The sequence below is a fragment of the Kaistella montana genome, assembly GCF_024436175.1.
In the GTDB taxonomy this organism is placed as follows: domain Bacteria; phylum Bacteroidota; class Bacteroidia; order Flavobacteriales; family Weeksellaceae; genus Kaistella; species Kaistella montana.
In genome coordinates, this window is sequence record NZ_JANFQP010000001.1 from 614738 (window position 1) to 635253 (window position 20516).

18 protein-coding genes are annotated in these 20516 nt (G+C 36.4%); 12 read left to right on the forward strand and 6 right to left on the reverse strand.

From position 1 onward, the window contains the following. Positions 1-65: 65 nt before the first annotated feature. From NOV28_RS02950 to NOV28_RS02965, 4 genes are read left to right on the forward strand one after another with little or no spacing between them, the layout of a single operon-like run. Positions 66-1319 carry a pyridoxal phosphate-dependent aminotransferase gene (locus NOV28_RS02950; protein WP_255927401.1) on the forward strand — a complete coding sequence of 418 codons (1254 nt, stop codon included), beginning with the start codon at positions 66-68 and terminating at the stop codon, positions 1317-1319. A 3-nt stretch (positions 1320-1322) separates the two neighbouring features. Continuing rightward, the gene (gene kdsB / locus NOV28_RS02955; protein WP_255927403.1) at positions 1323-2057 is read left to right on the forward strand and encodes a 3-deoxy-manno-octulosonate cytidylyltransferase; all 735 of its coding nucleotides are present in this window, start codon (positions 1323-1325) and stop codon (positions 2055-2057) included. 57 nt (positions 2058-2114) lie between these two features. Beyond that, on the forward strand, positions 2115-2777 hold the full coding sequence (locus NOV28_RS02960) for an outer membrane lipoprotein-sorting protein (RefSeq protein WP_255927405.1): 663 nt from the start codon (positions 2115-2117) through the stop codon (positions 2775-2777). A 47-nt stretch (positions 2778-2824) separates the two neighbouring features. After that, complete coding sequence (locus tag NOV28_RS02965; protein ID WP_255927407.1) at positions 2825-3394, forward strand: glutathione peroxidase; 570 nt, start codon at positions 2825-2827, stop codon at positions 3392-3394. A gap of 46 nt (positions 3395-3440) precedes the next feature. On the opposite strand, the gene NOV28_RS02970 is transcribed toward NOV28_RS02965, so the two are convergent. From NOV28_RS02970 to NOV28_RS02980, 3 genes are all read right to left on the reverse strand, one after another. Beyond that, positions 3441-4895, reverse strand: a complete 1455-nt coding sequence (locus NOV28_RS02970) for an LptF/LptG family permease (protein ID WP_255927409.1) — start codon at positions 4893-4895, stop codon at positions 3441-3443. Between the two features lie 84 nt (positions 4896-4979). Next, on the reverse strand, positions 4980-5627 hold the full coding sequence (gene lolA1, locus NOV28_RS02975) for an outer membrane lipoprotein periplasmic chaperone LolA1 (RefSeq protein WP_255927411.1): 648 nt from the start codon (positions 5625-5627) through the stop codon (positions 4980-4982). A 64-nt stretch (positions 5628-5691) separates the two neighbouring features. Then, positions 5692-8181: an FtsK/SpoIIIE family DNA translocase gene (locus NOV28_RS02980; protein WP_255927413.1), complete on the reverse strand. Its 2490-nt coding sequence runs from the start codon at positions 8179-8181 to the stop codon at positions 5692-5694. A gap of 239 nt (positions 8182-8420) precedes the next feature. Between NOV28_RS02980 and hutU the strand changes: the two genes are divergently transcribed. The 3 genes from hutU (at position 8421) to NOV28_RS02995 (ending at position 13979) form a co-directional block, all read left to right on the forward strand. Then, positions 8421-10406, forward strand: a complete 1986-nt coding sequence (hutU, locus tag NOV28_RS02985; protein ID WP_255927415.1) for a urocanate hydratase — start codon at positions 8421-8423, stop codon at positions 10404-10406. Between the two features lie 148 nt (positions 10407-10554). Beyond that, entirely contained in the window at positions 10555-11505 is a 951-nt protein-coding gene (locus tag NOV28_RS02990; protein ID WP_255927417.1) for a fasciclin domain-containing protein, read from the forward strand. 86 nt (positions 11506-11591) lie between these two features. After that, positions 11592-13979 (forward strand): TonB-dependent receptor plug domain-containing protein, encoded by a 2388-nt coding sequence (locus tag NOV28_RS02995; RefSeq protein ID WP_255927419.1) that lies wholly within the window; start codon positions 11592-11594, stop codon positions 13977-13979. Positions 13980-14004: 25 nt separating this feature from the next. Here the strand turns inward: NOV28_RS02995 and NOV28_RS03000 are convergent, their stop codons facing one another. Continuing rightward, positions 14005-15552 carry a S41 family peptidase gene (locus NOV28_RS03000; RefSeq protein WP_255927421.1) on the reverse strand — a complete coding sequence of 516 codons (1548 nt, stop codon included), beginning with the start codon at positions 15550-15552 and terminating at the stop codon, positions 14005-14007. Positions 15553-15674: 122 nt separating this feature from the next. Then, a complete protein-coding gene (pncA, locus tag NOV28_RS03005; protein ID WP_255927423.1) occupies positions 15675-16280 on the reverse strand; it encodes a bifunctional nicotinamidase/pyrazinamidase in 606 nt (201 codons plus the stop codon). 117 nt (positions 16281-16397) lie between these two features. Here pncA and NOV28_RS03010 point away from each other — a divergent pair, with 117 nt between their 5' ends. Genes NOV28_RS03010 through NOV28_RS03025 form a run of 4 tightly spaced genes read left to right on the forward strand, consistent with a single transcriptional unit; the run spans position 16398 to position 18369 of the window. Continuing rightward, positions 16398-16934, forward strand: coding sequence for a YfiT family bacillithiol transferase (locus NOV28_RS03010; RefSeq protein ID WP_255927425.1), 537 nt, complete (start codon positions 16398-16400; stop codon positions 16932-16934). Next, entirely contained in the window at positions 16928-17392 is a 465-nt protein-coding gene (locus NOV28_RS03015) for a DUF1569 domain-containing protein (protein WP_255927428.1), read from the forward strand. The genes NOV28_RS03010 and NOV28_RS03015 overlap by 7 nt, the downstream gene beginning before the upstream one ends. Next, a complete protein-coding gene (ytxJ, locus tag NOV28_RS03020; protein WP_255927430.1) occupies positions 17389-17763 on the forward strand; it encodes a bacillithiol system redox-active protein YtxJ in 375 nt (124 codons plus the stop codon). Before NOV28_RS03015 ends, ytxJ begins: the two co-directional genes overlap by 4 nt. Positions 17764-17778: 15 nt before the next feature. After that, positions 17779-18369, forward strand: a complete 591-nt coding sequence (locus NOV28_RS03025; RefSeq protein WP_255927432.1) for a Crp/Fnr family transcriptional regulator — start codon at positions 17779-17781, stop codon at positions 18367-18369. A gap of 46 nt (positions 18370-18415) precedes the next feature. Here the strand turns inward: NOV28_RS03025 and NOV28_RS03030 are convergent, their stop codons facing one another. Further along, a complete protein-coding gene (locus tag NOV28_RS03030) occupies positions 18416-19282 on the reverse strand; it encodes a sigma-70 family RNA polymerase sigma factor (RefSeq protein ID WP_039354162.1) in 867 nt (288 codons plus the stop codon). 283 nt (positions 19283-19565) lie between these two features. Here NOV28_RS03030 and NOV28_RS03035 point away from each other — a divergent pair, with 283 nt between their 5' ends. Further along, the gene (locus tag NOV28_RS03035) at positions 19566-20429 is read left to right on the forward strand and encodes an aldo/keto reductase (protein WP_255927442.1); all 864 of its coding nucleotides are present in this window, start codon (positions 19566-19568) and stop codon (positions 20427-20429) included. Positions 20430-20516 lie beyond the last annotated feature (87 nt).

The following is a 20516-nucleotide window of genomic DNA, read 5'->3' on the forward strand; positions in this document are numbered from 1 at the left end:
TAAAAAGAAAGCGGTGATTTCTTATTCATTCGCCGCTTTTCTTTATCATCTAATAAATAAGTCTCGTGAAAGTATCCAAACTCGCCCAAAACCTCATTGGTTCAGAAATTATCAAAATCGGAAATCAAGTTAACGATTTAAAAGCTCAAGGAGCTGAAATTGCCAATCTTACCATTGGTGATTTAGATTCCAATATTTATCCGATTCCGGCGCAACTCAAAGAAGAAATTCAGAAAGCTTACCAAAATAATTTAACGAATTATCCACCAGCAAACGGACTTTTGTCTTTAAGAAAATCGGTTTCAAAAGATTTAAAAACCCGTTGGAATCTTGATTATTCCGCTGAAGAAATTTTAGTTGCAGGTGGTTCCAGACCTTTGATTTATGCGACTTTCAAAACCATTGTGGATGATGGTGACAAAGTGGTTTACCCAATTCCTTCGTGGAACAATAATCATTATGCGTATTTAACCAACGCCGAAAAAATTGAAGTAGAAACTTCGCAATCCAATAATTTTCTACCAACCGCGGAAGATTTAAAACCGCATTTGGAAGGTGCTGTTTTGTTGGCGCTTTGTTCTCCGTTAAATCCGACTGGAACGATGTTTACGAAGGATCAACTTTCAGAAATTTGCGAATTAGTTTTGGAAGAAAACAAAAAACGTGGCGAAAACGAGAAACCGCTTTATTTGATGTATGATCAGATTTATGCAATGCTAACTTTCGGGCAAGAGCATTTCAATCCGGTTTCTTTGTTTCCTGAACTTAAGAAGTACACGATTTTTATTGATGGAACTTCCAAATGTTTCGCTGCGACCGGCGTTCGTGTTGGTTGGAGTTTCGGACCGGCAGCAATTATTGATAAAATGAAAGCTCTGCTAACTCATGTTGGTGCATGGGCTCCAAAGCCTGAACAGGAGGCGGTTGCAACATTTTTAAATGAAACAGAAAATGTAGATACATTTGTAGATAATTTTAAAGGAAAAATAGCAGAAAGTTTATCCGTTCTTCATCACGGAATTCAGGATATGAAATCTCGAGGATTCGCTGTAGAAAGCATTCAGCCGATGGGCGCGCTTTATTTGACTATCGAATTGGATTATCTTGGAAAAACTAAACCTGATGGTTCGCAAATTGTGAATTCTTCGGATCTAGTTTTTTATTTAATTAATGAAGCTGGTGTGGCACTGGTTCCATTTTCAGCATTTGGAAACTCAGGAAATATGCCATGGTTTAGAGCTTCGGCAGGTGGTTTGTCTTTAAATGAAATTCAAAAAATGTTGCCAAGATTAGAAAACGCACTTTCAAAACTAAGTTAATTGATGAAAATTATAGCGGTAATACCTGCGAGATATCAAGCCAGCCGTTTTCCAGGAAAATTGATGCAGATTTTGGGCGATAAAACCGTAATCGCAACTACTTATCAAAATGTGGTAGAAACCGGTTTGTTTAATGATGTTTTTGTGGCAACCGATTCTGAAATTATTTTTGAGGAAATCAAGAAAATTGGCGGAAACGCTTTGATGACCGGAGAACATGAAACCGGAAGTGACAGAATTGCAGAAGCCGTTCGGAACATTGATTGCGATATCGTGGTAAATGTTCAAGGGGATGAACCTTTCCTAAAAACCGAACCGCTGAAACAGTTGATTTCTGTTTTTAATGATGATTTTGAGGAGAAAATTTCTTTGGCATCATTGAAAATTAAGCTAAAAAATACTGAAGAAATCGAGAATCCAAATAATGTAAAAGTAATTACTGATAATGATGGTTTTGCACTGTATTTCAGCCGTTCTGTGATTCCTTATCCGAGAGAAATTCATCCTGATGTTGCTTATTTTAAACATATTGGTGTTTATGCATTCAGGAAAAATGCGTTGCTCAATTTCGCGCAATTGCCGATGAAACCTTTAGAAATTTCAGAAAAAATTGAATGTATCCGTTATTTGGAATATGGTATGAAAATCAAAATGATTGAAACTGATTTTGTGGGAGTAGGGATTGATGTTCCCGAAGATTTGGAGAAAGCGAGAGCAATTTTGAACACAAGAATTTAATTATAGCTTACTTAAATTCAAAAAGTATATATTTGAAAAAATAAATTGATCGATTGAATGAAAAAGATAGTATTTGTATTGATGATGTTGATGAGCGGAATTATTTCAGCTCAAACCGCCAAAGAAATTATCGACCAAAATATAGAAAATTCAGGTGGTTTAACCAATTGGAAATTGCTGAGTTCCACTATTTTATATGGAAAACTTACTTTGGGAATTAATGATTCTTACGCGATAAAAATTTTCCAGCAAAGACCAAATTTGACAAAAACTGTCATCACCATTAATAAAAAAGAAACGGCAATCGAAGGCTACGACGGGAAAAAAGGTTACGCAATGAATTATGCAACCAACAAGCTTCAGGAGTACCCGAATTATAAAGCTGAAAGTTTCGATACCGATTTCATCGATTGGGAAAACAAAGGTTTCGAAGCCAAATATCTCGGAAAAGAAAAAGTGGGCGAAATTTATTGTCACAAAGTTGAATTGACCAAAAATGTCAACAAAACGATTTACTTTTTCGACACCAAAAATTATATGTTGCTGAAAGAAGTAAAAAGCGATGAAACCCTTTCTTACAGCGATTACAGAAAGGTTGGAAGTTTGCTGATGCCGTTCAGAATAGAATCTTCTTCCCTGAAAAAAGACAGTGATTATGTGATGATGCTCAACAATATTGAAACTAACAAAGCTTTGCCTTCGAATACTTTTAAATTTTAATAAAAGAATTTTCTTGGCAAAATTTTCAATAAAAAACAACCTCAATTATGAAAAAATTATTCATTCTCCTTTTATCAGTTGCTGCTTTTTTGCAAAATTGTACTCAACAAAAAAAGGAAATTTCACAGGATAAAAACGTTGCCATGAAAAGTATTTACGATTACAAAGTAGAAAGTTTAGACGGTAAAGAAATCAATTTTGCCGATTTTAAAGGGAAGAAAATCCTCATTGTGAACACAGCTTCCGAATGTGGTTTTACTCCGCAATATGCTGATCTTGAAAAGGTTTCGAAAGATTACAATGATAAATTGGTAGTAATTGGTTTCCCTGCGAATAATTTCGGTGGTCAGGAGCCGGGAAGCAATGCTGAAATCGGTGCTTTTTGCCAAAAAAATTATGGTGTAAGTTTTCCGATGGCTGCGAAAGTTTCTGTAAAAGGAGATGATACCGCTCCAATTTTTAAATTTCTTACCGAAAAAGAGCTTAACGGTGTTAAAAACACTACAATTCTTTGGAATTTCACCAAATTTTTGGTCGATGAAAACGGAAAATTAATTGATAGTTTCATCAGTACAACCAAACCAACAGACGACGCAATTACCAAATATTTAAAATAAAAAAAAGCCGCAAAACTTGAAATTGCGGCTTTTATTTTGTTCAATTTTATCGATATCTTTCGTGTTCTTTGTTCTTCGAAAATTTATTGATAATGGGTTTGAATAAACTTTTATATTTTTCAATATCAAATAGTTGAGAATCGGTAAGTGCTTTGTAAGTAAGCCACGCTCCGAAAGGGAAAAGCACCATATTTGGGAGCCAAGCCGCCAAATAAGGATCCATTTTTCCGGACCAAGCCATATTTTCCACCGAGAGATTCATCACATAGAAAATAATGAAAACAACGATGGCGATTACTACTGGAAGTCCCAAACCTCCTTTTCGGATAATTGAACCTAAACTCGACCCAATTAAGAAGAAAATAAGACAAGTCACCGAGTAAGCAAAAATCCTTTGTTGGTACAAAACTACACGCGAAAAATAGGCGTGAAGCTCTTGAACTTGCGGAATTTTATTTACATTTAAACTTTTAATTCCATCGATTTTATTGTAAGCAGAATACAAAAGTTCTTGCTTTTTTTTCTTTTCTAAAGTCTCTATTTTAGGGGTTGGGGTAGGTTTTCCTTTAAATTTTGTTTGGTCGATATAGCTCACATATCCGTTGGTTTGGTTGATCAGTTCGTTGCTGATATTTCCGATGATATTGGAGTTTTCTTTTTTAGCTTTTTCAATCGTGGTGTTCAGTTCAATGAAATTTTGGAACGAATAATCGTCTGTAATTTTCTCCGATTCTAAAGCTTTATTAATGATATCGGAAATGTTAAAATGCGAAACCAAAGTATCAAATTTTATCGCCTGATCGGGTTGTTTTAATCTTTGATTATAATCGGTATTGGCAATATTATCTTCAAAAATATGACCATTAAAAAGGACAAGTTTTAAAAAATTACGATTATCAGCAGGTACAAATTTTCCTCTTTCAGCCACGATTGATTGCTGGTTATCGAATGAATTTGCCATTTTGTGAATGAAAACACCTTCCAGATTTTCGCCATTCTCGCCGGTGATTTTATCAAATTTTACGCTATATCCTGGAATTTGTTGGATAAATTGTCCTGGTGTAAAATTGAGAGCGGGTTTCGTTGCAGCGATGTTGTAGAGCATATTCTTCGCTTTCCGCTGGAAATCGGGGATTACATTATTCGAAAAAATAAACAGGAAAAGTGAGAATATAAAAGCAACTCCAAACAAAGGCAACATGATTCGGGTTAATGAAATTCCGGCCGCTTTCATCGCAGCGAGTTCGTACCTTTCCCCAAAATCTCCGAAAGTCATGATGGATGCGAGCAAAATTGTAAGTGGAAGTACCAACTGAACCACAATTGCCGAAAGGTAGGAGAGTAGCTTCAGGATTTCCCAATAACTAAGACCTTTCCCTGTGAATTGAGCCAATCGGATCCAGATAATGTTGACCACAAAAATGAAAAACAATACACTGAAAATAAAAATAAACGGGCCGAAAAAAGTTTTAATGACGTAGCCGTCGAGTTTTTTTATCATGCGCCAAATTTACCAAAAAAAGTTGCAATTCTAAAGTTTAAAAATTTGCATAAAAAATCCTCCCAAAAAGAGAGGATTTTGTTGTTATAACTCAGTTATGAGGTAGTCCTTGTATTGATTTTTGTTGAAACTAAACAGCGTGTTGCTCAAGGTTTGGTTTTCTTTGTAATTGCTAATTGCAATCACCGAAACTGAATTATCTGTGGAGAATTGCTCCAGCTTCACCAATTGCTTTTTAGCACCATTTACGAAAAGATTCACTTCCTTAATTCCGTTATTTTTTGTAGGAATTAGCTTTATTTGATCAGCTTTTACGCCGTTCACGGTGATTTTTCCGATATATTTTACGTTGTATCCTTTTTTATATTCTTCCACATAATTCAGTGGAGAAAACATTTGGGAATCCGTTGTTGGTTTTGCAATCGTTACTTCCTGATCTTCTGAGGAAATATTGTAGATTTTGTTTCCATCGAAAATCTGTTCTGTTCCCATGATTTTCAACTTGTACTTGTCTTTTGCAGAGTAGAAAATTCCAGGTTCGGTTTTGGTTACTTTCTTGTTGTTGCCGGTTCCGTAAACAAATTTAAAGTAAACATTATTTTTAGCTTTATAATTTGTTGAAACTGCATCAAGAAGTGTTTTTGCTTTTGCATCGATTTTCTGAGCAGAAAATGTAGCTACGGTTCCCAAAACGAAAACTCCGACGGTAATTTTTTTCAATATACTTTTCATTCTTTTTTTTATTTTTTGGATTAAAGCTTTTCTTTAAAGTTAAACTATTGTTTAAAATTAAAGTTTACTTGCGCAATTCTTCCAAAAACTGTTCCAAAGAATTTAAATCGCTAATCAATACTTCTCTTGCTTTTGCACCATTGAAGCCGCCTACAATTCCGCTAGCTTCCAATTGGTCCATAATTCTTCCGGCTCTGTTGTAGCCCAATTTCAGTTGTCTCTGAAGCATTGAAGTGGATCCTTGTTGTGTTGAAACAATAATTCTTGCTGCATCTTCGAAAAGGGCATCTTTTTCATTTGGATCGAAAGCACCGACGGTTGAAGTTGCTTCTTCACTAGAATATTCCGGAAGCATGAATGCACTTGCATATCCTTTCTGTTCACCGATGAATTCGGCAATTTTCTCCACTTCCGGAGTGTCAACAAATGCACATTGAAGTCTTAAAATTTCATTTCCATTAAAATAAAGCATATCTCCTTTTCCGATCAATTGATCAGCTCCTGTAGCATCCAGAATTGTTCGGGAATCTACACTTGAAATTACACGGAAAGCCGCTCTGGCTGGGAAATTTGCTTTAATCATTCCCGTAATTACGTTTACAGATGGTCTTTGTGTCGCTACGATCAAGTGAATTCCAACGGCTCTTGCCAACTGTGCAAGTCGGGCAATTGGAAGTTCTACTTCTTTTCCTGCAGTCATAATCAAATCAGCGAATTCGTCGACTACCAAAACGATGTAAGGCAAATATCGATGTCCGTTTTCAGGATTTAATTTTCTTTCAGTGAATTTCTTGTTGTATTCTTTTAAATTTTTACAAAATGCATTTTTAAGCAAATCATAGCGCTGATCCATCTCGATACAAAGGGAATTCAGTGTGTTGATTACCTTGTGAGTATCGGTGATAATCGCGTCGTCGCCATCGGGAAGTTTCGCCAAATAATGTCTTTCGATTTTGGAATACAATGAAAGTTCCACTTTTTTCGGATCCACCATCACGAATTTCAGTTCGCTCGGATGTTTTTTGTAGAGTAGGGAAGTGAGGATTGCATTAATTCCCACCGATTTTCCTTGTCCGGTCGCACCTGCCATCAATAAGTGAGGCATTTTTGCCAAATCGGCCATAAAAATTTCATTAGAAATCGTTTTCCCGAAAACCACCGGCAAATCCATATCGGTGTTTTGGAATTTTTGGGAAGCAATCACACTTCTCATCGAAACCATCGAAGGATTTTTTCTCGGAACTTCAATTCCAATGGTTCCTTTTCCTGGCATTGGCGCGATAATTCGAATTCCAAGAGCGGAAAGATTTAGCGCAATATCATCTTGAAGTTTTTTAATGGAAGCCACACGAATTCCCGCTTCTGGAACGATTTCGTATAAAGTTACGGTCGGTCCTACAGTCGCTTTGATTTCGGCAATTCCAACATTGAAATTCTTCAGAAGTCCAACAATTTTATTCTTATTTTCCTCTAATTCTTCACGGTTGATGGAAATTTCCTCGTTTCCGTAATCTCTCAACAAATCCAAAGTTGGCATTTGGAATTTCGCAAGATCCAGTTTATGATCGTAAAGACCGTGTTGATTAACGAGTTCTTGCGATTTTTGATCGGATTCATCCAAAACGTCTACCGTTTTTGCAACTTCTACTTTGAAATCAATATCATCCGATTTTGGAGTTGAATTGGTAGTTGGGCTTAAACTAATTTCTGGAGCCGTAGTTTCGGTAACTGTAATTTTTTGTGGAATTTCACCTCCGTCGAAAGTGGTTTTATTCGGAGTTTTGATGGTTTCAAAATCATTGCTGATCTCCACTTCCGGAAAACCTTTCACCGGAATTTCTACCGGAACAGCTGCCGCCGGAGTTGGAGTAATTATATTAGATGCTTCAGTGTCACTTTTGGCAATTTCTTCTAATTCATCATCTGCTTCGAAATTTTCAGAACTCGGCATCATCGCTTTTACTTTGCCCAAAGTATTTTCATTTAAATCATTAAGTTTTGATTTAATGTTGTTTGGATTTAAATTAAATTCCAAAATAAAATAAAGAGCAATACTTACAAAAAGAACTAACCAAAGTCCTGCAGTTCCAATCACGGAGTTTAGAAAATCCATAATTTGGAAACCGTAAACGCCACTCAAAACGCCTTCGCCTTTGGTAATTGCGCCCATAAAAATTGGCAACCAACAGATGAAAAATAAGGAATGACCAAAGGTTTTCCAAGGTTTGAAATAGTTTTTCTTCAAAATCAGCATCCCGAATACAAAGAAAATGAAGGCAACAGCAAAAGCTGCAATTCCGATACTTTCAAAAATGAAAAGATTCCCGAGCCAATCGCCGATTTTTCCGAAAATATTCGATGATTTCACGGTTTTATCGAGCATCGTTCCGGCTTGGCTTTGATCAGCTTTCCAATTCAATAGATATGAAACGAAAGAAAAAGTAAGTACAACCGAAATAATTACAAACAAAACGCCGAAAAAAATGCGTGGTTTGGATAGAATTTTATTTTGTTCAGCCGCTGAAGACGGGGAGGTTTTAGTGTGTTTTTCCATAATATCAATGAGGGCAAATTTAATAATAATAATTTACAGTTTTATTGATGAATCAAAGAAAAATTGGTTTTTTTAAGGCCTGTTTTTTCAATTTTTTAATGTCATGAATCTTTCAAATTAATGCAGGAAAACCTTTGAAAAAAAATATTTTAATTTTTTAGGAATATATTTTTCATTTTAAATATCTTTAAAACCACAAAAGAGCCAACAACTATCAACCAATAACGATCAACAAAGCAATGACTTTTCAACAGCAAATACAGCAAGGAATTCCTAACGAACTTCCGCAACCAAAACCCTACGAAACCGATATCAACCACGCACCGAAACGTAAAGAAATCCTTTCAGATGAAGAGAAAAAACTCGCATTGAAAAACGCTTTACGTTATTTCGAACCAAAGTTTCATGCGGAATTATTACCGGAATTTAAGGAAGAACTGGAGAAGTTCGGAAGAATTTACATGTACCGTTTCCGTCCGGATTACGAGATGAAAGCGAGAGACATTGCAGAATATCCGGGAAAATCTGAACAAGCCAAGGCGATTATGCTGATGATTCAAAATAACTTAGATTATGCCGTGGCACAACATCCCCACGAATTGATAACTTACGGTGGAAACGGAGCGGTTTTTTCCAATTGGGCGCAGTATCTTCTGACGATGAAATATCTCTCGGAAATGTCGGACGAACAAACTTTGGTAATGTATTCCGGGCATCCGATGGGACTTTTCCCGTCGCATAAAGACGCACCAAGAGTTGTCGTAACCAACGGAATGGTGATTCCAAATTATTCTAAACCCGATGATTGGGAGAAATTTAATGCTTTAGGCGTTTCGCAGTACGGGCAAATGACCGCCGGAAGTTACATGTACATCGGTCCGCAGGGAATTGTTCACGGAACCACGATTACCGTTTTAAATGCTTTTAGAAAAATTAAAAAAGAACCAAAAGGAGGATTATTCGTCACTTCCGGATTGGGCGGAATGTCCGGCGCACAGCCGAAAGCGGGGAATATCGCAGGTTGCTTAACCGTTTGTGCAGAAGTGAATCCGAAGATTACCAAAATCCGTCACGATCAAAAATGGGTCAATGAAATTCATGAAAACCTCGATGAATTGGTAGCAAGAGTAAGAAATGCGCAAGAAAATAAAGAAACCGTTTCCCTCGCTTATCTCGGAAATGTGGTGGATGTTTGGGAAAAATTTGATCAGGAAAATCTAAGAATCGACATCGGTTCTGACCAAACTTCGCTGCACAATCCGTGGGCTGGAGGTTATTATCCGATTGGGATTTCATTTGAAGAATCCAATAAAATGATGGCGGAAAATCCTGAATTATTTAAAGAAAAAGTTCAGGAAACCTTGAGAAGACACGCCGCAGCCATCAACAAACACACCGAAAAAGGAACGTATTTCTTCGATTACGGTAATGCATTTTTGTTGGAAGCCAGTCGCGCCGGAGCCGATGTAATGACCGAAAATCCAACATTGGGAAGAGAGTTTAAATTCCCAAGTTATGTTCAGGATATTATGGGGCCCATGTGTTTTGATTATGGTTTCGGGCCTTTCCGTTGGGTCTGTGCGAGCGGAAAACCGGAAGATTTGCAGAAAACTGACGAAATTGCGACGCAAGTTTTGGAAGAATTAATGAATAATTCTCCAGCGGAGATTCAACAACAAATGGCAGATAATATCAAATGGATCAAAGGTGCGCAGGAAAATTGTTTGGTTGTAGGTTCGCAGGCGAGAATCCTTTACGCAGACGCGGAAGGCCGAATGAAAATCGCGGAAGCTTTCAACAAAGCCATTGCCAACCGAGAAATTGGTCCGGTCGTTCTTGGGCGCGATCACCACGATGTTTCCGGCACGGACTCGCCATATCGTGAGACTTCCAATATCTATGATGGTTCGCGTTTCACGGCGGATATGGCGATTCAGAATGTCATTGGTGACAGTTTCCGCGGGGCGACCTGGGTTTCGATTCACAACGGCGGCGGCGTTGGTTGGGGAGAAGTAATCAATGGTGGTTTCGGAATGCTCCTCGACGGAAGCGACGATGCTGACAGAAGATTAAAATCGATGCTTTTCTGGGATGTGAATAACGGAATTTCGCGCCGCAGTTGGGCAAGAAACGAAGGTGCCATTTTCGCCATAAAAAGAGCGATGGAAGTGGAGCCGAATTTGAAAGTGACGTTGCCGAATCTAGTTGACGATAAACTTCTTTAGTAATTTCTTAAGTAATCTTTGCACCTCAATTTTGAGGTGTTTTTTTGTTGAAATTTTATCAATAAACTTAATAGTCTATTTCTATACTAATTTTAATTAATTGGTATTATATTTGTCTAATTATTACTACAACAAAAAATATATTATTATGAAAAATTTATTTAAGCTCTCAGCACTTTTGTTTTTCTTCGGTCTACTGTTAACTTCCTGTGAAGAAACCAGAGACGATATGCAAACACCAAAAAGTATTTATGAACTTGCCTCAGCAGACTCGGATCTTTCTAATCTGAAAGCCGCAATTGATAAAGCTGGATTAGCCTCTACTTTAAGTGCGTCGGGTAATTTTACCGTATTTGCACCATCAAATGCAGCTTTTACACAATTTCTTACCGATAACGGTTTTGCAAGCCTGAATGATGTTCCTACCGCAGCACTAAAAGAAATTCTTTTAAACCATGTACTCGCATCAAAAGTAATGGCAGCGCAGGTAACCACAGGCTATGTTTCTACTTTAGCGAAAGGTAATGCCTCTTCTGCAAAGAATTTAAGTATGTACATTGACACAACATCTGGTGTTAAAATCAACGGAATTTCTACCGTTACCAAAACTGACATTAATGCTAGCAATGGAGTAATTCACAAAGTTGATAAAGTAATTGGTCTGCCAACAGTTGTAACTCACGCTTTAGCAAATCCTAATTTTTCTTCTCTTGTCACCGCACTTACCAGAAGTGACATGCCTAATTTTGCGGCTATATTAAGTGGGACCACCAACTCACCATTTACTGTTTTTGCTCCTACAAATGCAGCGTTTACTTCGCTGCTAACAGAGTTAAGTCTTCCTAATCTTGGTGCAGTGCCTACATCAACTTTAGAAAATGTCCTAAAATATCACGTTGTTGCCGGTGCAAATGTATTATCAACTGATATTACCAATAATATGAATGTTACTACATTTCAGGGTGGTACTTTCAACATTACCACCACGGGCGGTGTAAAAATTACCGATGCCAATAACAGAGTCTCGAATGTAATCGCTACAGATGTGCAGTGCAGCAACGGTGTTATTCATGCCATAGACAAAGTTCTTTTACCATAGTAGTTTGTATATTTTAAATGTTAATGTTTGATAAGCGTCCCTTTCAAAGGGACGTTTATTTGTAAATTGCAAAAATTTTTAAAACCATGAAATTTAAACTTATCCTTCTTTTTTTCATCAGTTCTTTATCGCTTTACAGCCAGGTTGGGAGTATCAATATTAATGTTTTTGATGATTTCAGTAAAAAACCGCTCACTGCAACCGTAAAAATTTTGGGCGGAAATGAGGAGCAGTTTTCCGGAACAGGAAATATTTTAATTTCAGACATCAGTTCGGGTACTTATACATTTGAAATTGTTTCGGAGGGTTACAGCCCCAGCTATCTGAATGAAATCAACGTAGTTCCTAACCAGAATCTTACTTTTTCGGTGGGATTAACGAAATTTGCAACCGACATTCAGGAGGTTACAATTACACGGAAAGCATACAAAACCACGGCGGAAAGTCCGGTTTCATTACGAAACATAACTTCAGAAGAAGTTCAGAAAAACGCAGGTTCCAACCGAGATGTTTCCAAAGCGATTCTAAGTTTTCCGGGCGTTGGAAGTACCGCAACTTTTAGAAATGACCTTTTTATCAGAGGTGGAAGTTCGGCAGAAAATAAATTTTATATTGACGGAATTGAAGTTCCCGTTATCAATCACTTTCAAACTCAGGGCGCTTCCGGTGGTCCTCGCGGAATTATTACGGTGGATTTTATCAAAGATGTCGATTTTTACAGCGGCGCTTTTCCGGCGAAAAGAAACGACGTTTTATCCTCACTTTTTGAATTCAATTTGAAACAGGCAAGGAAAGACAAACTTGGTTACAAAGCGGTTTTAGGTTTGGACGATATGCAGTTGATGGTGGATGGTCCACTTTCCAAAGATCAAAGCTGGAGCGGACTTTTTTCCGTGAGAAAATCCAATTTGCAGTTGCTTTTTAAAGGAATTGGTTTGCCATTTTTGCCGAGTTATTACGATACGACTTTCAAAATTTCAAAAAAATATAAAAGTGGTGACGAACTGTATTTTATTGGTTTGGGTGCGATTGATAAATTTGAATTTAACGACAATGCGAAAAAAACGCTGTCTAATTTAACCTTAATTGACCGACTTCCGAACTCGCCGCAATGGAATTACACGGTTGGGGCAGGTTACCGACATTTGGTGGAAAACGGGAATTGGCTTTTTACCTGGAGCAGAAATATGCTCGACAATCAAGCCATAAAATATTACAGAAATATTGAAACGCCACAAAATTTGCTTTACGATTATCAATCTCGTGAAGCCGAAAATAAAGTGAGAATCGACCGAAATTTCAAGGTTAATGATTATCAGTTCAGCGCAGGAACCAATGTGAATTTTGCGAAATATTCTAACAATTCTACCATCAAACAAGTCAATCAAAACACCATAGATTTTGACCAAATTTCTTCGGAATTGAATCTTGTTCAGTACGGTTTATATCTTCAAACCGCCAAGAAATTTTTAGAAGATAAAATGCAACTTTCTGTTGGAGCCAGAATTGATGGCAGCAATTATTCTGATTTGACTAGCAATCCTTTTGAACAGTTTTCTCCAAGATTTTCTTTGAATTACAAATTTGCCGAAAATTGGGCAGCGAATTTCAATACCGGAATTTATTATCAACTTCCGGCTTATACAAGTTTAGGTTTTCAGTTGAACAATAATTTAGTGAATAAAAATTCATTAAAATACATTCAAAACACGCATTTTGTCGGAGGTTTAGAATTTAATGGAAAAGACAATCTGCGTTTCACTTTGGAAGGTTATTACAAAAAATACAAAAATTATCCGTTCTCGTTGCGTAATCAAATTTCATTGGCAAATATCGGTGGAGATTTCGGTGTGGTTGGTAACGAACCTTTGGATTCCAGAGGTTTTGGCGAAACGTTTGGTTTGGAATTTTTGGCTCAAAAACGAACTTTGAACAATTTCTACGGAATTGTTGCCTACACTTTCGGGTTTTCAAAATTCTCCGATTCAGCCGGAAATTTATTACCGTCAAGTTGGGATTCCAGACACATTTTAACGATGACCACTGGAAAATATTTCAAAAGAAATTGGAATTTGGGTGCAAGATTTCGACTGCAATCCGGACTTCCGGAAACACCGTATGATTTGCAAAGAAGCGCTTTGGTAAATATTTGGAATGTTGCCAACGGTCCGGTTCAAGATTTTACACAACTGAATTCTTTGCGAGGAAATGTCGCCCATCAATTGGACATCAGAGCCGAGAAAAAATGGATTTTCAAAAAATGGCAATTCACGACTTATGTTGATGTAGTTAATGTTTACGGCTCGAAAAGCGCAAGCAATTTACCGGTGGTCAATCTCCAAAGAGATGCTTCGGATAACGGAATTATCGCCAATCCAAATGCACCGCAAAATCAGCAATATTATGTGTTGGAAACAGGAAGTGCTGATAAAAATACGCCGTTGCCATACTTCGGATTTATATTTGAGTTTTAGATTCTAGAAAAATCCTTCAAGGTTTTTAAAACCTTGAAGGATTCTCTTTGTTAATTTCTGCCATCGCCCAATCCAACTGCACATCTTTTTTCTGCAAAATTTCTTCCAAAGTTGGGATTATTTCTTTATCGGGAACAACTCCTTTTTTGGTGTGGGTAAACTTAATATTGGGCTGAATGAGCATTAATCCAATCGGAAGATAGAGTTTTGAATTTTTTAGTTTTTCAGTGGAGTAGCGCCCTGCAACGGTTCCGTCATTTGCTCCGCCTGTTTCTTCGCCCACTAAAAACGCCCTTTTCTCGTCTTTTAATTTAGATGGGAGAATGGATGCTGCTGAAAAACTGCTTCCGTTAATTAGAACGTAAACTTTTCCTTTAAAGTTATTTCTCTTGGGTTTTTTCAAAGCGAAAATTCCGTTGTTTTTTAAATAAATTTTGTCATTTACTTTTTTCGTGGAAAGTGCCGTTCCGACGAGATAAAATGGATAGACGATAATCGCTAAAGGTTTAACCAAAATCGGAAAGTTAGCCAAATAATCCGCTTGAAACATTGCTGAACGCGAAGTTACCTCAATATCATTGATGAATCTAAACTCGTCGGAAACCAAATACGAATACAGATTGTTAATTTCATAAAGCGATCCACCCAAATTATCGCGAATGTCGATAATCAGATATTTTGCAGGTGATTTTTTCAGTGTGGCAAAACTTTGTTTGTAGAATTTTCTGCTATATGTTCCCGAAAAAGTCTTGATTTTCATATATGCAATCGTGCTGTCTTTCGTGGGAAATTGCAAATCACGGTTGTAGCTTTTTGTCAGAATATTGTAATCTTTTACTTTTCCGGTCTCGCTTTTTGTGAGTTTTTTGTTGGCGGTTTCTTCCTTTTTCTTTTCTTCTTTGCTGACTTTTTCTCGATTCAAATAGAATGTTTTTACTTCATTATTAATTTTGGTTTCCACTTTTACGCTGTCAAGAATTCCAAATTCGGCGGTGAAAAAGGAGGGCCATCTTCTTTCAAGCGAATATTTCAAAAACGTTTTGTTGTAGCCGTCGCTGTTTACAAATGGTCTGTATTTTTCGAGTAGGTCTTTGATGGGAATATCTTTAATCTTTAAAATTTCTGTTCCCATTGCCATATTGGGAATTTTGTCCGTATTATCTTTCACGAAAACTCGGTCACCATCCAACACAAAATTATAGCGGCTCAACAAACCTTTTTGATTTTTCAAATCTCTGATTTCTTTCTTTGTCAACCGCTTTTCAAAAGGATAAAGCCTTAAATGTCCTTCACGAATTTTTGCTATAACAGGTGCCAATTTTTGGTAAAATTCATTGGGTTTTAAAGGTTTGCTGATGGTGGTCTTTAAACTGTCAAATTTAAAATCAAGAGAATCCTTTGAAATGTACCAATACAGATTGGGATGAAGTTTCTGAAGTTTGTTGTAGGCGTGATCAACGTCTTGCTTCAACTTTTCAGCAGAGACGGGAGTTTCACGTTTTTCGTTGTGCTTTTTTACGGAAACACAGGAACTTAAAATGGAAATAAAAACAAGAAAAAATATTTTTTTCAACCTGAAAATTTTGATAAAAATAAAGATTTTAAAACAAAAAAACTTCCACAAATTAATGGGAAGTTTCATTGAGTTTTAATTGATCATTCATCATTCATCATTCATCATTCATCATTCATCATCTATCCTAAAACCGTCACGGTATTTTGCAGCATTTCAAAGATCGCATCTTTTCCGTTGTCAGGTTTTACGTTTACAGCACGCGTTCCGTTGAAATGCAGACACGTAACATATCCAAGGTTTGCCGCATCCAAACACGTGTATTTCACGCAATAATCCAAAGCAAGTCCTACAATTTCAAGCAATTGGATATCGTGATATTTTAAGAAATCATCCAAACCGGTTTTCACGAAATGGTTGTTATCCTGGAAACCGCTGTAGCTGTCGAACTCTGAATTTTTTCCTTTTTGAACGATGTGGGTAACTTTTTCTCTGTTTAAATCTTTATGAAATTCTGCCCCGAAACTTCCTTGTACACAATGATCCGGCCACATAAATTGTGGAATTCCGTTCAAAATAATGGTTTCGCCCACTTTTTTTCCATTGTTGGAGGCAAAACTTTTATGATCTGCAGGATGCCAATCTTGGGTGAGGACAATTTGGTCGTATTCGTTTTCTTCCATCAGAAGGTTGATGTAGGGGATAATCTCGTTGGCTCCCGGAACTGCAAGTGCGCCGCCTTCGCAAAAATCGTTTTGTACATCTACTATTATCAGTGCTTTTTTCATAAGTTAAATTGTATTAAAAGAATAGAATCGTATATTTTTTAGGTAAATTTACAAAACTAAAAGTCAAATTTTCAGCCAAAATCATTTATCAGCCAAATCGGCAAAATGCATAATAAAATGGACAATTTAGAACAAAAAAAATATCCAATCGGAACTTTTCAGTGGCCGGAAAACATATCCGATGCAGAAATAGATCTTCATATTGAGACTTTGAAGAAATTTCCTCAAAAATTAAAAAAACTACTGGAAAACTGGACCGACGATATGCTGGAAACTCAATACCGATCGGGAGGTTGGACGGTTCGACAACTCGTGAATCATCTTGCGGATAGTCATATGAACAGCATCATTCGCTTTAAATTGGCTTTAACGGAAGATAATCCAACGATAAAAACTTATGAGGAAGCCAAATGGGCGGAGTTGCAGGATAGCCGCAGCGAACCCATAAGCTCTGCACTTCTTATTTTGGAAGGGTTGCATTCGCGATGGACTCATTTGCTTAAAACGATGACTAATAAAGAGTTTAGCAGGAGTTTTTATCATCCGGAACTTCAAAAAAGCATCAGTTTGAGTAGTCTCCTTGCGTTATACGCTTGGCATTGCAATCATCATTTTGCGCATATTGAAAATCTAAAAAAAGAGAAAGGTTGGTAGCCAAAAAATCGCTTTTCAATCCGTCGGATTTAGAAGAAATAAAATTTAGGATTTCAAAAATCACTTCACAATCTGAAAGGAAATGGGGGAAAATGAACGTGGCACAAATGTTTCGTCATTGCGATAAAATTCTCCAAATCGGGCTCGGTAAAATAATTTTGCCCAAAATTTTTCCTGGAATAAAATGGATCGGAATGTTCACCAAATTTGAAATGAAAATTTTCAATAATGGAATTCCGCCAAATATGCCGACTTTTGCACAGGTAATTACTTCAGAAAACTGTAATTTTGAAAAATCAAAAGAGCAACTATTGGCGACACTCGACGAGTTTGTAGCGAAAGGATTGAAGAATAATCTGCTTTCGGAGCATCCGCTTTTCGGGAAAATGTCGCAACAAGATTGGGGTTTTATGGAATATAAACACCTTCATCATCATTTAAAACAATTTGGAGTATGAGTTTTTTTAATAAAATCTTTGGAAGTTCGGAGGAAGAAATACCTTCTCCAGAATTTTGGAAATATATCGAATCTGAGGAAGATTTAAACCAAGCAATTGCAGCTTCTGTAGAAAAAAAAGTTGCGATTTTCAAACATTCTACGAGATGTTTTATCAGCAAAACAGTTTTGAAAAATTTCGAAAAAAAAGTTGAAAATTCTGATAAAAACGTAGAATTTTATTTTTTAGATTTGCTCGCGCACAGGGATTTATCGAATAAAATTGCCGATGATTTGGGAGTAACGCACCAAAGTCCGCAACTGATTGTTCTGGAAAATGGAGTGGTGGTGAATCATGCTTCTCATCAAAGTATTTCTTTATCTTTAACTTAAATTTGAATTTTTTGCATGGAAAATATCGAAACTTATTTATCTGAAATTTTAGAAATTCCGAAAAACGAAGTTACCCAATGCAGCAGTTTTTATGAAAGCAAAAGCGTGGCTAAGAATGAATTTCTGCTGAAGGAAGGGGAAGTATGCAATTCTACTTATTTCGTGGAAAAAGGCTTGTTGAGAATGTTTTCAATCGATAAAAATGGGAAAGAACACATCATACAATTTGCGCCAGAAAAATGGTTGATTTCAGATAGAAGTTCGCTTTATTTTAATGAAAAATCGAAATATTATATTGAAGCGGTGGAAGAATCTGAAATACTATTATTAAAAAATGATTTTTTTAAAAATATGTCTTTGCATTTCCCGAAAACTGCTGAAAAAAACGATTTGCTTTTGCAAAAACACATCCGAAATTTGCAGAATCGCGTGAATTCGCTTTTGGCAGAAACTGCGGAAGAACGTTATATGAATTTCATCAAAATGTATCCCGATATTTTGTTGCGTGTTCCGCAATGGATGGTGGCAAGTTACTTAGGAATTACGCCGGAAAGTTTGAGTCGTGTGAGAAAAGAATTGGCAAGGAAGAATTTTCAGACCTCATAAAAAAAGGAACTCAAATCGAGTTCCTTTTCTTTTGCTTTTTGTGTAATTATTTCCCTAAATAAGATTTCAAAATCTTGCTTCTAGTATTATGTTTCAAGCGTTTGATTGCTTTTTCTTTAATCTGACGAACTCTTTCTCTTGTAAGATCGAAGGTTTCACCGATTTCTTCTAAAGTCATTGGATGTTTTCCGTTCAAACCGAAATACAAACGTACCAAATCGGCTTCACGTGGCGTTAAAGTTTGCAACGCTCTTTCGATTTCGATTTGAAGTGATTCCAACATCAAATCTTTATCTGGACTTGGTGATTCGCCAGAACGCAAAACGTCGTATAAATTCGAATCTTCACCTTCAACCAACGGTGCATCCATCGACAAGTGTCTTCCGGAGTTTTTCATTGATTCTTTGATGTCGTCTTCGCTCATATCGAGAACTTCAGCCAATTCTTCCGGAGAAGGTGGTCTTTCGTTTTCTTGCTCGAGGTGTGCGTACGCTTTGTTGATTTTATTAATTGAACCAATTTTATTTAAAGGCAATCTTACAATTCTCGATTGCTCAGCCAAAGCTTGCAAAATCGATTGACGAATCCACCAAACGGCGTAAGAAATAAATTTAAAACCTCTAGTTTCATCATACCTTTTCGCAGCTTTCATCAAACCAAGATTCCCTTCGTTGATCAAATCGGGTAGGGAAAGTCCCTGGTTTTGGTATTGTTTCGAAACGGAAACCACGAAACGTAAGTTGGCTTTAATTAGTTTTTCAAGGGCAACTCTGTCGCCTGCGCGAATTTTTTGTGCCAAATCTACTTCTTCATCGGCAGTGATTAGATCCACTTTACCAATTTCCTGTAGATACTTGTCGAGTGAAGCGGTTTCTCTGTTGGTAACCTGCTTGGTAATTTTTAATTGTCTCATGTATTAAAACCTGTCCACTTTAGGACTGCAATAGATTATACGATTCAAAATACAAAAAGGTTACACTGATTTTAAATTTGAATTAAATAATGGTTATATTTCATTCATATTTAAATGAATAAAATATTTTTTTTCTCTTATATACCTGATTATAGAATGTTTCAGAATGAGTTTGAATATCAATTGTTTTTTGTTGAAACTTAGAAATATTAAGCTGAAAATATGAGTTTTTATTAATTAAAATTTCTTTTTAATATCTATTTTTGACGAAGAATATAGCATTATGACATTTTCACCTATTATTATAGGAACCATGCGTTGGGGAATTTGGGGCGCAAATCATTCCGAAAAAGAAGTTCAGAAACTCATCGAAACTTCTATGGAAGAAGGTTTGTACACTTTCGATCATGCAGATATTTATGGAGATTATACAACAGAAAAACTCTTTGGTGATGCACTTTCTCAGATGAAAATCAATAGGGAAGAAGTGCAGTTGATTTCTAAATGTGGAATCGAAATGCCATGCGAAAATCGAAATTACAAGATAAAATCTTATAATTATTCGAAAGAACATATCATGAATTCGGTGGAAAAAAGTTTAGAAAATTTGCAAACCGATTATTTGGATCTTTTGTTGTTGCATCGGCCTTCTCCGCTGATGAATCCTCTAGAAATTGGCGAAGCTTTCGATGAATTAAGAGAACAAAAAAAAGTTAGGCATTTTGGAGTTTCTAATTTTTCAACCTCACAATTTGAGCTCATTAATGATGCTTTTCCATTGATTACAAATCAGGTTGAAATTTCGATCAATCATACGGATGCATTTTATGATGGAACATTGGATCAATTGATGAGAAAAGGTTTGCAACCGATGGCGTGGTCTGTTTTGGGGAACTATTTTTCAAAAGAATCTGAGCAAAATAGTAAAATAAGATTGGTTTTAGGGGAATTATGTAAAAAATATAATGTTGATGAAAATCAATTACTTTTAGCGTTTGTTCTGAAGCATCCTTCAAAAATTCTTCCTGTAATTGGTACTTCGCGATGGGAAATGATTAGAAGATTCAAAAAAAGCCTTGATATTAATTTAGAAAGAGAAGATTGGTTTAAACTGCTTGAAGCTTCGCAAGGAAAGGAGGTTAATTAATATTAATATCAAAAAAGTTGTTTTTCTGATTTATAATTGTATCTTGCACCCGTTTTTATATCCGAAATCAATATTTGTTCATCCTTT